This window comes from Sphaerospermopsis sp. FACHB-1194, from assembly GCF_014696235.1.
In the GTDB taxonomy this organism is placed as follows: domain Bacteria; phylum Cyanobacteriota; class Cyanobacteriia; order Cyanobacteriales; family Nostocaceae; genus Sphaerospermopsis; species Sphaerospermopsis kisseleviana.
Map to the genome: position 1 here is coordinate 1 of NZ_JACJPU010000029.1, position 14,070 is coordinate 14,070.

The window sequence follows — 14,070 nt, forward strand, 5'->3', positions numbered from 1 at the left end:
ACTTATATCTGCAAATTGTAAACCTAATAACAATATGCTATACATATAAGGTAGCGTTACATACAAAAACCATGAAAAATAGAGTAAAGGAAATCAGAAAAAATAAAAACCTCACCCAAGAAGCTATCGCTGAATTTTGCCAAGTTTCGATACCTACAATAAAAAGACTTGAGAATAATAGATCGTCCAGAATACAAGTCTCCTTGTTAAGTCCACTTTGCAAAATTCTTGACTGCACACTAGATCAAATATTCATAGCTAATTCAGATTAGTTTAACTAATCAAACATCTTCCCAAATAGACAGATCAAAAAAAAACAGACAGAATCCAAACCCTTATGCAGTAAAGATTCTGTCTATTCACCCCTAGACAGATCCCCCCCAAAAAAGCATAAAATATTTAAATATACCCCTAAAAAAAAATAACCTAAAAATAACAAGATAACTTGGTATACTAGAGTAACAAACTTAAACAAGGTGCTTATTATGAACTTAACAGAATTAGAACTAGCGATAGCCGAAGCTAACCAAAAAATAGAAGAAATCAAAGCTGAATTACTTGCAGCTAAACAAGCAAAAAAAGAATTAGAAAAGAAACAGAAAACCATAAAAAAAAATATTGATAAAGCGGCTAAACTAATAAAACAAACTAGCGAACTATCAGGAACTAGCCAAGACGACATTATAGACGCTATCAAAGTCGAACTTGACAACCATATAGCCGAAGCTGCTAACCCAGTTGACAATGATAGCGCCATAACCACTGCTGATCAGGCTGCAAGCGACGCTCATCTTACACAAGCTACAGATTCGCTCAAGCACTTACAGCCCCAAAATGCAGATGATTCAGCGCACGATGCCCAACTAGATCCCGTAAAGGAACAATTAGAAACCCAACTAGCCTTACTAACACTAGGCGAACGCGCCATAATCGCTAAAAACCTAAACTTAAAAACTAGCAGCGAACTATACAACTATTTAGCCGATGCTAACAAACAAGAGGTCGATCTACTAGTTAGGGAACTGGATGGAATTACCCCAAAAATCACTCCAAAAACTACCCCAAATTTGCCCCAAAAATATATACAGCAAATAGCAGCATGATCCACATACAACTATTGACTATATTAAATTTATTTGTTATAATCTTGGCAGTTTACCCGGTATTTGCAATGACGGAACAAGAAATAGAAAACAAATTAGCTGAAATAGAAAAAAACCATCCCTGGTTTAACGGTTCTAACAAACCAGTCAACAACGAGAAAGTAACACCCTCACAAGTACCCACATTCTCACCGGAGATCGAGAAAAAAATAGAAGAAGTTGCGAGAGTCCATCCCTGGTTTAGGCGCTAAAGATAAAAAAAAGTAATCCCCTAACCTCAACAGTTAGGGGATTTTTTTGGATTTTATTTTTTGGGGCATTTTTGGGGTAAAATTGATTTATAGGTGATTGATAGGAAACAGGCAAAAACCCTAAAACCCTTATCTAGTAAGCAATGGGCAAGAGGAGAATCGAACTCCTATGACCGCAAGGTCGCCACATTTTGAGTGTGGTGCGTCTACCAGTTTCGCCACTCGCCCTTGGTAGCAACTTTTCTATTATAACCTATTCTTCTAATTTGGCAAGGGGTTTGGAAAAAAAATTTTTTTGCCCTTTTTTTCCACAACCACTAACGACAAATCACCAAACTAGAATCTATATCCTCTAGTCTAGCACAACCACTGAGAGCCATTGCTGTAGTTAGTTCCTCTTTGAGTAGGTTGATAATATCAGCTACTCCCGTTTCTCCAGATACCGCTAATCCCCATAATACCGGACGACCGATCAAAACCGCTTTCGCCCCTAACGCTAAAGCTTTAAGAATATCAGTACCCCGACGAATACCCCCATCTAACAAGACTTCCGCTTTACCATCCACTGCGGCGACTATTTCCGGTAAAGCATCCAAGGAAGCGATCGCCCCATCTAATTGTCTACCACCATGATTAGAAACCACAATCCCCTGTGCGCCATATTCCACTGCCCTCACCGCATCATCACCCCGTAAAATTCCTTTCAAAACTAACGGTAAAGGACTTAAAGATTTTAACCATTCTAAATCCTTCCAAGTCAAAGCCGGATTAATCTGCTGGGCAAAATAAGTTAATAAACCAGACTCGCCTTTTTCTTGGGGAATGTCTAAACCTGACATTTTGGTTAAATTAGCAGGATGTAAACCAGGGGGTAAGGTAAATTCATTGCGTTGATCTCGCTCTCTTTTTCCCAACACTGGCGCATCCACAGTTAAACAAAGTGCCTTGTAACCTGCTGCATAAGCTCTTTCTACCAAAGCACGAGTTAAACCCCGATCTTTGTGAATGTAAAGTTGAAACCAGCGCAAACCATCATCAACCATTGCCACATCTTCTAAACTCTTAGTAGATAAGGTACTCAGCACCATAACCACACTTGCGGAAACTGCGGCTTTTGCTGTAGCAATTTCCCCATCTGGATGGGCTAAACACTGAAAAGCCATAGGTGCAATCATCAGAGGTAACTGCAACGATGCACCTAAAACTTCAGTTGTCAAGTTAATTTCACCGACATCAACGAGCATTTTAGGACGCAGTTTCACCCGTGTAAAAGCAGCGCGATTATCTTTTAAAGTAATTTCATCCCATGCACCACTACTGTAATAATCAAACGCCATTTTGGGTAGATGGGTTTTTGCTAACTCTTCATACTCAAATAAATTAATGGGTGAAATCATGTCTGTTTAAATAAATATATTATTTGTTTAGGCTGGTGATAGGTAATTGGTAATGGGTAATTGGTAATGGGTAATTGGTTATTGCTAAACTTCTTTCTGTCCCCAGTCCCCAGGGATGCACTGAGCTTGTCGAAGTGTCCCCAGTCCCCTAGTTCCCCTGCAATGGAGCATTTAAAGCTTTTTCAATGCGATCGCGGGTTTCCAGTAAATGCGCTTTTGTATACTCATCATTAGACCTCACCCGTTTGAGTTGGTGATCTAATTGTTTGAGCTTATACCATGCTAAAGTGCGAGCGTCTTCTGGTACATCTACTTTCCTTAATACCATCGCTGTTAAAAAGTTGACATATTGCCGTTGTAAACCCCGTCGTAAACTAGAAATTTCTAATTTTCCTTTTGGTTGTAAAACCTCCGTCCAAATTCCCATTTGCAAAGTATTAAATACTTCAGGTAAAGTCAGTGCTTCACCGGGTTTGCTTTTAAGTTCGATATCCTTAATGCGAGTCAGGCGATCGCTTGAAAGTAAATCACTCAAAACCGCACTCTGTACAAACAACACCAAATCATGAACTGGGAAATCTAAACGCCCCGTGACAGGTGTACTTCCCCAGTGATACCAACGAGAAGGTACTAATTTATTCAGTAGTTTCGGTGAAAATTTCAGCGCCTCTTCATCAAAAACATACTCTTGCAAAGTTGCTAATGCCTGTCTTTGTTTTTCCACAGGAACCGCCACAAATGGTAATCTGCCTTTATTATCAACCGGATTAACTCTGTAAAAAGACTGACCACCAATGTATTTAATAGTGTAACTTAACTGCTGTAAATAATTACCAAAAATGGTACTAAACTGATCAGTTAAATCGCTGTAACTATCACCATACATTAAATAACCCTGATTTAAACGATCCCACATCACACGGGAATTATCCAACTGCCAGCGAGAATAAACTAGCACATTACCGCTATTATCCCAAGGTGCAGATGTAGGATCAATTTCCGATGTATCTTCATCAGGAGAATAACTCAACTCTGGGTTTTCTGATAATTTCGCTATTTCTGCCAAAAATGATTTTTCTGCAATGGTACTTTTTGCCCCAGAAGGAGTATAACCATACTGTATTGCCCAAATATCATAACTTCCCACTTTATCAGGAAAATAATCCCCCTGAACTGTACCACGAGGGGCAATATTAGGAGGAATATAATCCATCACTGAAGCAGTTAAACCCTTAGTGCTAGTAATTTCTCGATTATTCATCTCCTCTGGAGGTAAAAGATTGCTACCGCGAAAATTATGCCGCAAACCTAAAGTATGGCCTACTTCATGGGCAATAATTAAACGTAAATATTGATGAATATAATCTTGCATCTGATCCCGACTAGGAACAGTATTTGCTAATAGTGACATAGCCAAAGCACCAAAAGCAAATTGATTAGCAGATTCTATCCCATAGCATAAATCATACTCTCCCGCTAGTTTAGATAAATTGCCAATTAACCCTTTATTTTTTTGATCATTGTTACCACAAAGAAGGCGATTTTGCATCAATGTAGATAAAGTAGTTGGCGTTTGTGTTTGTTTTTGTGTTTGCTTGGGTAAAATAATTTGCCGATATTCATTTTTTAAAGCCCTCACAAAACTAGCATCTACCAGAATATCAGCATCCAAAATTTCTCCCGTCAAAGGATTAACACGGGAGGGACCAAGGGCAAAATAGCCATCTACCGTATTAATCCAGCGAATTGTATTATACCTAATATCAGCCGCATCCCAGGTAGCATTATCTGGCATTTGTTTAACTTCAATCGCATCCTTAAAACCCGCCTGCAAAAAAGCTTGATTCCACATTAATACCCCTGCTCTAATCGCATCACGATATTCCAAAGGAACAGCGTTATCAATCCAGAAAACTATCGGTTTTTTTGGGGGAGAAATTTCCGCTTTGGGGTCTTGTTTTTCTAAATTCCAGCGATTAATATAACGGACAAAATTATCATCACGATCATCCCTAGATAAATCTTGATATGCAGTAATAAAATATCCCACACGCTCATCTGCTAAACGCGGTTGATAATTATTATTAGGCAGTTGAGAAATACTGTAGTGCAGTTTGAGAGTAAAGCCACGACTATCAGCCAGTACACTCAGATTTCCGCCAGCGCCTGTAAAATTTAAAATTGATTGCACTTCTAGATTATGGGGAAAAACTTTGGCATTACCAAAATAGGCTTGTTCTGGACTTGCTGATAATTCCAAACTAGCAGATAATCCTGCTAAATCTGTTAAGAGTAAATCACCTAAATCAATGAGTATTGTTTTCCGTTGGGGATGAATACTTTTAATCGGCAAATTATAGAGAACAGAATCACTAAAAGAACGCCGCAAAGAACGAGCTTGTGGATCTCCTTCACGAGTCCGAAAATTCACATTCCGCACCACAAATTGCAAAGTATTATCTATGCGTTGGAAATAAAATAGAAAATCTTGCAACGGTAAACCACTATAAATACCTTTTTCACCAATACCAGATTCCAAAGTAGCTGTAGCTAAGAAGTTTTTATTTAGTTGTTCTGGTTTAATTTCTAAATATATTTTATTATTTTCTTTTTGGCGATAAAGAGTAAATATACCCTCTAATTTTTGAGTGTCTTTGACAACATCATCAAATTCTTCTAAATTCTCATTTTTATATGGTTTAGTGATATCTCCAGGTTTTTTAGTTGGTTTATTGGCATTTTTCGCAAGTTGTAAAAATGGTTGTTGTCTGGCTTTTTTTGGATCTTCTACCACCCACATAAACGGTTGTTTTTGTACCTGTTTATTTTGATTAATTACCCATAGTTGCGATGCTGGTAAAGTTATTTGATCTGAAGTTGCCAGATTTTCCTTTGCCTTTGTCTCTAATGACTGGGCGCAAGCAGTTCCCATACCTAAAAATAAACTATGTAACACAACTATATAAAAAGTTAATCTTTTCATTCTACATCCCTAATAACTATTGATTCTGGTAAAAACAACAAGGCAGAAAAAAAGCTAACACGCTCAGAGAGTTCCTCTAGGATGATTAACCATGACTACAGTATAAAATTAAAAAATTGTCAACTATATTTAACTAAACAAAAATCAATAAATAAAATTCCGGCAAAATCCAAGATTTGAATGTATTGGGAATATTAGCATAAAGAAATATTAGGTTGGTTGCATTGTTGGTATTTTTTTCCTGTGCTTCCGTAGACAGAGTAGTTAGGACATCAATTTATCATGAAAATCCTACTACAATAGGGTTTTACTGCTGACTCCTGTACGGGCGAAGTACGGGAGAAGTAGGGGCGAAGCATTCGGAAAATAGCCTGTTGCTAAAATTGATAATTGGTTGCCCGAATGCTGATGCTTCCAGCACGCTTCGCGAACGCCCTTACAGGAAAATAGCCTGTTGCTAAAATTGATAATTGGTTGCCCGAATGCTGATGCTTCGAGCACGCTTCGCGAACGCCCTTACAGGAAAATAGCCTGTTCATAAAATTGATAATTGGTTGCCCGAATGCTTCGCCCCTACGACTCTTGACTCCTGCTACAGAATTTTTAAGATTCTCTTAAAACATATCCTACACCCCGCACCGTTTGAATTAAGCGTTTTTGCCCTTCCTCTTCAATTTTCAACCGCAAGTAGCGAATGTATACTTCAATCACATTTGACTCACCCATAAAATCATAACCCCAGACATTCTCCAATATTTGCTCACGGGTTAATACTTCACGGGGATGCTCCATAAAAAACTTTAATAGTTCAAATTCTTTCATAGTTAAGTCGATAGCTATACCATTATAGACAGCGCGACGGATGCCAATATCTAGCACCAAATCTCCAAAACGCAACTGTTCACTGGTATCGACATCAGGTTTGAGATATAGACGAATCAGCTTGAGAAAATCTTCTGAGCGATAGGGTTTAAGAATATAATCATCAGCACCAGCTTCCAGACAAGCAACACGATCATCAACTGTATCTCTGGCCATTAAAATTAAAACAGGGGAACGATGGCCACTGCTGCGGAGATTTTTGCACAAAGAAAGTCCAGATTCTCCTGTCAGCATCCGATCTACAACAATTAAAGCAGGTTGCATTTCGCGGCTTTTTTGCAAACCACTAGCCGCATCATGAGCCACAACAGTATCATAACCGGCTTCTTGCAAATCAAAAGCTAATTGATTAGCTAAACTATCATCGGGTTCAATCACCAGAACGCAGGCACTGTGAGAAAAGGTCATATAAATTGGTAATTGGTAATGGGTAATTGGTAATTATTTGGTAATTGATACAATTGATACAAATGATATTGTAGATGTTTTAGCACGTTCCATGATCAAACCTCGACTGTCCCAAGATGCAATTTTAATTACTCATTCCCAATACAACCCAATACAATTGCTTAACTACCAATTCTCGAAGAAAACCTGTATTGACAACTGACAACTGACTACTGACTAATGACAATTATGGTAACTCTACAGAATTGGGTTTAGCAATATGCGGTAGTCCCCAGCCTAATTTTTCCCGTAAAACGCGGAAAAACTCTGGTGATTGTAAGCGAATAAACCTAGCCTTATGTTGCGATCGCTCCAAATATACCCGATCCTCTGACATCACATAACACCCACCATTACCATCTACCACCATCACCATCCGGGGTACATTGACTGGATAGATGTTCACAGGTTCATTGTTGGGAAATACTAAAGCCCTAGAGGCCAAAGAATGGGGACAAATTGGTACTAGCTGCAACACAGGTACACCGGGAATAATCACAGGTCCACCAGCACTTAATGAATAAGCAGTTGAACCAGTTGGAGTAGAAATAATTACACCATCGGCTGCAATATCCACTGTTGCATGATGACCAATTTGAATTTCAAAGTGGCACATCGAAGTTAATGGTTCTCGATGCAACACCATTTCATTTAAACATAAGGCTTCCCATAAGACAGTTTCCCCCCGTAGCACTTTGACATTGAGCATGGTTCGTTCTTCGACTTCATACTCACCTGCCATTACCTGTTCTATAGCTTGGGGAAGTTGGTTTAGATAAGCTTCTGTCAAAAATCCCATATGACCAGTATTCACAGTTAACAATGGTATCCCACAGGGGGCAACTTGACGGGAAGCTGCTAAAACAGTTCCATCTCCCCCTAATACCACTGCAAACTCCATACTGGAATCAAAACCGGGAGGTGTGAGAGCTTCCACTGGGGTGTGGCATACAGGACCATCAGGATTAGAGTAGCCCAGTATACCACCGATGCTTGTTGTCACACACACATCCCAACCAGCTGCGGTTAACTGGTCTTTGAGTTCGATAGCGGTTCTAGTTGCTATCGGTTTAACGTCGTTGTAGATAATGCCAGCTTTCGGCACATTCAAATATCCAAGTAGGCTATGCTTTTTCTTTAGTAATGGTTACATATTTTGGGATATTGTAATCAACATCTGGGATTTTATTGACTATTAGCTTTTGATGACTGTTTAAAAGGCGTTTTTTTATCTTTTTTCTTTTTGCTCTTGGTTTTCTCGTAGTCTAGCTCTTTCAGCTTTTTCATAATCCGGCTGAAATACTCTTGCAAGTAAGTTTCTACTGTGGCTGTCTGTTGTTGCTCCAAGCCAAACACTGTATATACTTCATCCATTGGCGCATTTAATGGTTTACCACTGGCTAAAACTTCGGAAAAAGCCAATCTATCAGCTACATTCCATCCCCATTGGAAAAACCGCAGTAAGCTTTGAACACCACGCAACAAGCCAATAGGCATCCGTGTTACTCTAGCATCTTTTCCTGATAAACGTTCACAAATATTTATTATTTCTTCTGCACTCCAAGCACGAGTACCCACCACAGGGAAAGTTTGTTTTTGGGTTTCTGGTACACTCAATGCCCGAATCGCAAATTTAGCAATATCTTGAGTATCCATATAAGCCACCGGGGAAGATGAACCTGTCACCCACACCGGCTGATTTTCCAAAATGGGTATGCCATATTGACCAATTAAGCCTTGCATAAACCCAGCTAATCTTAAAATAGTGTAATTTAAGCCAGATTCAGCTAAAAATAATTCTGTACATCGCTTGATTTCCATTAGCGGTACATTGGGATATTTATCAGCATCAAGAATAGAGAAAAAGATAAAATGCTCTACACCCGCAGCTTTTGCAGCTTGAATTAATGCTACCTTACCTTCCCAATCTACCTGTTTAATTGTTAATGAATCTGTAGCGCGAGATGTGGAAGCATCAATGACTTCGTTTACACCTTCTAATGCTCCTACCAGGGTTTCGGGATAGCACAAGTCGCCTTTCACCAGTTCTGCACCCCACTCTTTGAGAAATGCAGCTTTTTTGGTACTGCGAACTAAGCAGCGTACTTTGTACCCCTCGTCAATAGCACGACGAGCTACTTGTCTTCCTAATGTGCCAGTAGCACCGACAATTAATAATGTCATGAGGGTCGTTATATATTTTAATGTTTTATGATAAAAATCTTAACAGAGTTTAGTTATAGAAATAAAAGTTTACATTTTTTTTAAGGAGGCTGGGGATTGGGGATTGGGGACTGGGGACTGGGGACTGGGGACTGGGAAATTAATATTTCTCACCCTGCTCCTTGCCCCCTGCCCCCTGCTTATTCTTCAGCGCCTTGAATTTTCAGCAATAAAGCGCCGAGACCCCAACCTACGAAGATTAAGCCGAAAGATAGCATAGCTGCATTTAAGATTTCGCCGCCCATTTGCTGTGTTTCTCCTTTGTGAACTGAATGGTTTGTAGATGTTTACCGTTTATGAGACTGCTTAACTTAACTTGATCGCTCAAATCTCATTTTTGCTAGTCTGGTAACTTAGGTAAACCAGGTCTTCAACTGTCTTGAGGATTAGACCTGTCTAAATAATTCTAAAATAGTTTAGCAGCTAATTGAAATCGGGACTGGGTAAGTAGCGATGTGGCTTAATTAACAGTTTTCCTGTTCCCTGTTCCCTGTTCCCTATTCCCTGACTTATGACTAATACTCATCAACGTCCACGTTTAGCACTGACACTGGGAGATCCTGCCGGTATTGGAGCAGAGGTAACTTTAAAGGCTTTGGCTGATTCAGAAGTTAGCCAAAACTGTGATTTAGTCGTAGTGGGTAATCGGCATTTACTCACTAAAACTTATAAAAATTTGACAGCTAATACTGATAGTTCACTAGCTTTGGCCAATCCTGATGAGTTAAATGTGATTGATGTTGATGTACCAAACTCAGGTGAAATTATTACTGGGGTGGGTAATGCTGCTAGTGGTGCGGCCAGTTTTGCTTATATGAAATATGCCATAGCCCAAACTTTAGCAGGTGATTTTGATGGTATTGTTACAGCACCTATCGCTAAATCAGCTTGGAAAGCCGCTGGTTTTGATTATCCGGGACAAACCGAACTTTTAGCCGAGAAAGCAGGTGTAGAGCGTTTTGGAATGTTGTTTGTCGGGCGATCGCCTTTTACTGGTTGGACTTTACGGGCTTTACTTGCTACCACACATATTCCTTTATGTCAAGTATCGTCAACCTTAACACCGGAATTATTAACAAAAAAATTAGATTTATTAGCAGAATGTTTAGAAAGAGATTTTGGGATTAAAAATGGGAAAATTGCGATCGCTGGTTTAAATCCCCACAGTGGAGAAATGGGACAATTAGGAACAGAAGAAATAGATTGGTTAATCCCTTGGTTAAAAGCAGAAAGACAAAAACGACCGCATTTACAACTAGAAGGACCCATACCACCGGATACAATGTGGGTGAAACCGGGTCAAGCTTGGTATGGTAATTCTAACGTTAAAAATCCTGCTGATGCTTATTTAGCACTTTATCATGATCAAGGTTTAATTCCTGTAAAATTAATGGCTTTTGATCGGGCGGTAAATACTACCATTGGTTTACCGTTTGTGAGAACTTCCCCAGATCATGGAACAGCTTTTGATATTGCCGGAAAAGGTATTGCTGATGCAACCAGTATGAAAGCTGCGATACAGTTAGGGGTGGAGTTGGTGAAGCAAAGGCAAAGTTTACCTCACGCAGAGGCGCAGAGACGCGGAGAGGAAAAGGATGTTATGAGAACCTAGCCCAGAAATTATCTGAGCAAGGAGAAATTGAATTTTATGGTTTAATTACCTTATTAGATGCTTTGGGATTACAGTTAGCAGTATCCGTTAAGTCTGCTTAATTTTTGATGATTAATTCCCATTCCCTATTCCCTATTCCCTATTCCCTATTCCCTATTCCCTATTCCCTATTCCTGATGCTTAATTTCACAATCACCGGAAAATGATCAGAAGGCCAAATACTTTCCCATTGTTTATTGTCAATGATTACTTGTTCGATGTGAAAACGGCGATCGCCATAAATTGTATCTCTAGCATCCACAGGTTCACCAGTAAAATCATGAAAAGTTTTTTGTTCTGCTAACGGCAGATTTGCTAAAGTATCTTGTATTCTAAAATTATCAGCTAAAATTATTCGTTCTAAAGTTCTGGAATGAGCGTTAAAATCTCCTGTTAACAGTAAATAATTTTCAGCAGGAAAACCCATTAAACGCAGACTCAGCAAACCTGCACCCAACTCCCTCGCTTTAGCAATTTCATGATCTAAATGAGTATTAACAATAGTTAGAGAAATACTAGGATCACCCACCTGAAAATTAGCCCAAGTTGCCATGCGTGGTAAACGAGTTCCCCAAGTAATACTACCAGGAATTTCTGGAGTATCGCTGAGGTAAAAATCTTGAGTTTCTTGCAGTTTTAAAAGTTCAGGTTGATAGAAAATTGCACAGTGTTCATCTTCTCCTGTACCAGAGCGATCGCCACCAACAAATTTATATTCTGGTAAAAGTGCTTGTAAATCCTTCAGTTGATGGGGTTTACCTTCCTGTGTACCCACTACATCTGGTTGATAGTGTTGAATAACAGCAGCGATCGCACCTACACGCTTTTCCCACTGACGTACCCCCGGATCTGGTTTGTCGCAGCGGAGGTTAAAAGTCATAACTGTGATTTTCATTACTTTCTTTAATGGCATCTATATTGATAAGAATATATAGTATATAGTCAATTTAGATTTTATAGTTCTATAATAACTTATTAGCGGAAATTTTAAAAATCTTCAAAATCTAAAATCTAAAATCTAAAATCCAAAATCCAAAATCCAAAATCCAAAATTGCTCTGAGGCTTGAGTAGATACAAATTCCCTGACCGACTTTAGCCTTAATAATTCCAACTCATGCTAAATCTGTGATCAAGCCCCAATAAAAATCCTTGGTAAATTCAGATGTACAACCAGATTGTTAATTGATAAACGCACCAATATTTTAATGATTTGTTTTTGCTCTGGAGTGTAAGCATTCAGCATTCAGTCATCGGTTTCCGTCAGTACCTGAAAGATTGAAATACAAAGAATGAAAAAAGCAGATGCAGATAACATTCCTAAAATTAAAACGTCTGAATCCTGGCTATTGGCTGATTACTGATTACTGATAGCTGAATACTTACGGAGAGGTTAAACTTTGTTACCTTCTGGTGGTTCAAACTTATAACCATAGCCGCGTACCGTTTTGATAAACTCTGGTGTACTCGAATCAACTTCCATTTTTTTACGTAATTGACCAATATGCACATCTACAACCCTTCCATCTCCTACATAGTCACAACCCCAAATTTTCTGAATTAGTTGGGGACGACTCCAAGCTTGTCCTGGATGACTAGCTAAAAAATGTAAAATATTAAACTCTAAAGCCGTTAAAGCTAAAGGTTTATCATTCAATTTTACCTCTCTACCTTCTGGGTTAATTGCTAATTGTTGAAAAACAAGACGTTGTGATTGATGAGGATGGATATAACGAATGCGTCTTAAAAGTGCTTCAACTCTGACTTCCACTTCTGCTAGGCTAAATGGCTTAGTCATGAAATCATCTGCACCTGCGGCCAGAATTTTAATTTTATCAGCTTCATCATTCCGGCTAGTGAGTATCAAAACTAAAACATTGGTGCGACTTTGCATTTCTTGACAAAGTTTATAGCCATTGGCATCTGGCAAATTCCAATCCAGAATTACCAAGGCTGGATTGAATTGATCAAATAATGCCATAGCACTTTTACCATCTGAGGCCGATTCTATTTGGTATTTTCGACTCAGAAAACGGTAGACGAGATTTCTCACACTGAAATCGTCATCTACAATCATAATCTTGGGAATATTCGTGGCAAGCTTATCCATAGTCCAATGCAGTTTATTGATTGATTTGGCGATTTTCTGTGGTGACAGATGCTTTGAGATGTTGTGTTTAAGGAGTATCTTAGCTCCTGGCTAAATAAATAAGTAGGAAAAATGCTTTAGTCCTTGTATACACTGAATTTTTCCTGAAGTTTATGCAAACTTTATAATAATCCTTATAAAATGTATCGGTAATGTATGATTTTGGTATTTTTTTAAAAAAAAAATGTATAAAATATAAATCAATTGTGGTGTTATACCGAAGTATCTGTACTGAAATATTACTGATGACGATATGAGAAATCGAATATATCTAAAGATAGATTTTTACAAGATTTATTCAGGATTTATTCAGGATTTATTCAGGATTTATTCAGGAAAATTTTTATATTTTCATACTCAAGCCAGACAAATTAACTAGACTTTGTTTGTTAATTTATTGTTGACTAAGTTGATTGAAGTTGAAATTGAATAGGTTAAAACGGATAAAACTTATGACTAATAATTTGATGGGTGGGATTATTCCTCAACAGCCACCCATAGAAGTAGAATCGGATGTTCATGTAGTTAAATCTCGTCTAGAATGGGGCGAACCAGCATTTACAATTTTGGATGTCCGCGATCGCTCAACCTACAACCAAGGTCATATTATGGGCGCAATGCCTATGCCTATAGATGAACTAACAGATCGTGCAGAAATTTCTTTACAAAAAAGCCGTGATATTTATGTTTACGGCACTGATGAGGGACAAACTGCTCAAGCTGTCCAAAAATTGCGTGCTGCGGGATTTGTACACGTATCAGAATTAAAAGGTGGTTTGGGAGCATGGAAGGCAATTGGTGGACAAACAGAAGGTATTATCGAATCAAGAACTCCCGCAGGTGCAGATGATTACAATGTTGTCTCTCGCATCCAAAATCATTGAGAAAATCAATAGAAGTGATTGGTGATTGGTGACTGGTGATTGGTGACTGGTGATTGGGTAGAATCAGATAAAAAGTCAAGCATTTTGTTCCCTGTTCCCTGT

The 14,070-nt window shown here is 38.7% G+C and carries 12 protein-coding genes and 1 tRNA gene; 4 read left to right on the forward strand and 9 right to left on the reverse strand.

What is annotated here, in order from left to right:
- Positions 1–485: 485 nt before the first annotated feature.
- Both H6F45_RS16520 and H6F45_RS16525 read left to right on the forward strand, forming a co-directional pair.
- Positions 486–1,103 carry a hypothetical protein gene (locus H6F45_RS16520; RefSeq protein ID WP_190347750.1) on the forward strand — a complete coding sequence of 206 codons (618 nt, stop codon included), beginning with the start codon at positions 486–488 and terminating at the stop codon, positions 1,101–1,103.
- A gap of 68 nt (positions 1,104–1,171) precedes the next feature.
- Positions 1,172–1,354, forward strand: coding sequence for a hypothetical protein (locus H6F45_RS16525; protein ID WP_190347752.1), 183 nt, complete (start codon positions 1,172–1,174; stop codon positions 1,352–1,354).
- 144 nt (positions 1,355–1,498) lie between these two features.
- On the opposite strand, the gene H6F45_RS16530 is transcribed toward H6F45_RS16525, so the two are convergent.
- The 7 genes from H6F45_RS16530 to H6F45_RS16560 form a co-directional block, all read right to left on the reverse strand.
- A tRNA-Leu gene (locus H6F45_RS16530) sits at positions 1,499–1,582 on the reverse strand.
- Between the two features lie 89 nt (positions 1,583–1,671).
- Positions 1,672–2,751: an alpha-hydroxy acid oxidase gene (locus H6F45_RS16535; protein ID WP_137667054.1), complete on the reverse strand. Its 1,080-nt coding sequence runs from the start codon at positions 2,749–2,751 to the stop codon at positions 1,672–1,674.
- Between the two features lie 148 nt (positions 2,752–2,899).
- Positions 2,900–5,734: a zinc-dependent metalloprotease gene (locus H6F45_RS16540; RefSeq protein WP_190347754.1), complete on the reverse strand. Its 2,835-nt coding sequence runs from the start codon at positions 5,732–5,734 to the stop codon at positions 2,900–2,902.
- Between the two features lie 603 nt (positions 5,735–6,337).
- Complete coding sequence (gene nblR, locus H6F45_RS16545) at positions 6,338–7,024, reverse strand: response regulator transcription factor NblR (RefSeq protein ID WP_096572633.1); 687 nt, start codon at positions 7,022–7,024, stop codon at positions 6,338–6,340.
- Positions 7,025–7,250: 226 nt separating this feature from the next.
- On the reverse strand, positions 7,251–8,168 hold the full coding sequence (locus tag H6F45_RS16550) for an NAD(+) kinase (protein WP_190347814.1): 918 nt from the start codon (positions 8,166–8,168) through the stop codon (positions 7,251–7,253).
- A gap of 80 nt (positions 8,169–8,248) precedes the next feature.
- Positions 8,249–9,247 carry an SDR family oxidoreductase gene (locus H6F45_RS16555; RefSeq protein ID WP_096567165.1) on the reverse strand — a complete coding sequence of 333 codons (999 nt, stop codon included), beginning with the start codon at positions 9,245–9,247 and terminating at the stop codon, positions 8,249–8,251.
- 179 nt (positions 9,248–9,426) lie between these two features.
- The gene (locus H6F45_RS16560) at positions 9,427–9,531 is read right to left on the reverse strand and encodes a PetM family cytochrome b6-f complex subunit 7 (protein ID WP_096567167.1); all 105 of its coding nucleotides are present in this window, start codon (positions 9,529–9,531) and stop codon (positions 9,427–9,429) included.
- 266 nt (positions 9,532–9,797) lie between these two features.
- Here H6F45_RS16560 and pdxA point away from each other — a divergent pair, with 266 nt between their 5' ends.
- Positions 9,798–10,898, forward strand: a complete 1,101-nt coding sequence (gene pdxA / locus H6F45_RS16565) for a 4-hydroxythreonine-4-phosphate dehydrogenase PdxA (protein ID WP_137667056.1) — start codon at positions 9,798–9,800, stop codon at positions 10,896–10,898.
- Between the two features lie 160 nt (positions 10,899–11,058).
- On the opposite strand, the gene H6F45_RS16570 is transcribed toward pdxA, so the two are convergent.
- Together H6F45_RS16570 and H6F45_RS16575 are read right to left on the reverse strand one after the other, a co-directional pair.
- The gene (locus H6F45_RS16570) at positions 11,059–11,850 is read right to left on the reverse strand and encodes an endonuclease/exonuclease/phosphatase family protein (RefSeq protein ID WP_242052649.1); all 792 of its coding nucleotides are present in this window, start codon (positions 11,848–11,850) and stop codon (positions 11,059–11,061) included.
- A 478-nt stretch (positions 11,851–12,328) separates the two neighbouring features.
- Positions 12,329–13,045: a response regulator transcription factor gene (locus H6F45_RS16575; RefSeq protein WP_096567177.1), complete on the reverse strand. Its 717-nt coding sequence runs from the start codon at positions 13,043–13,045 to the stop codon at positions 12,329–12,331.
- A 491-nt stretch (positions 13,046–13,536) separates the two neighbouring features.
- Between H6F45_RS16575 and H6F45_RS16580 the strand changes: the two genes are divergently transcribed.
- Positions 13,537–13,968, forward strand: coding sequence for a rhodanese-like domain-containing protein (locus H6F45_RS16580; RefSeq protein WP_137667058.1), 432 nt, complete (start codon positions 13,537–13,539; stop codon positions 13,966–13,968).
- Positions 13,969–14,070: the final 102 nt, after the last annotated feature.

What these genes read in the sequence shown, in the direction of transcription:
- H6F45_RS16535 (WP_137667054.1), bottom strand. Translation starts at nt 2,751, where the DNA reads ATGATTTCACCCATTAATTTATTTGAGTATGAAGAGTTAGCAAAAACC.
- H6F45_RS16520 (WP_190347750.1), top strand. Translation starts at nt 486, where the DNA reads ATGAACTTAACAGAATTAGAACTAGCGATAGCCGAAGCTAACCAAAAA.
- pdxA (WP_137667056.1), top strand. Translation starts at nt 9,798, where the DNA reads ATGACTAATACTCATCAACGTCCACGTTTAGCACTGACACTGGGAGAT.
- H6F45_RS16570 (WP_242052649.1), bottom strand. Translation starts at nt 11,850, where the DNA reads ATGCCATTAAAGAAAGTAATGAAAATCACAGTTATGACTTTTAACCTC.
- H6F45_RS16560 (WP_096567167.1), bottom strand. Translation starts at nt 9,531, where the DNA reads ATGGGCGGCGAAATCTTAAATGCAGCTATGCTATCTTTCGGCTTAATC.
- nblR (WP_096572633.1), bottom strand. Translation starts at nt 7,024, where the DNA reads ATGACCTTTTCTCACAGTGCCTGCGTTCTGGTGATTGAACCCGATGAT.
- H6F45_RS16580 (WP_137667058.1), top strand. Translation starts at nt 13,537, where the DNA reads ATGACTAATAATTTGATGGGTGGGATTATTCCTCAACAGCCACCCATA.
- H6F45_RS16525 (WP_190347752.1), top strand. Translation starts at nt 1,172, where the DNA reads ATGACGGAACAAGAAATAGAAAACAAATTAGCTGAAATAGAAAAAAAC.
- H6F45_RS16540 (WP_190347754.1), bottom strand. Translation starts at nt 5,734, where the DNA reads ATGAAAAGATTAACTTTTTATATAGTTGTGTTACATAGTTTATTTTTA.
- H6F45_RS16575 (WP_096567177.1), bottom strand. Translation starts at nt 13,045, where the DNA reads ATGGATAAGCTTGCCACGAATATTCCCAAGATTATGATTGTAGATGAC.
- H6F45_RS16555 (WP_096567165.1), bottom strand. Translation starts at nt 9,247, where the DNA reads ATGACATTATTAATTGTCGGTGCTACTGGCACATTAGGAAGACAAGTA.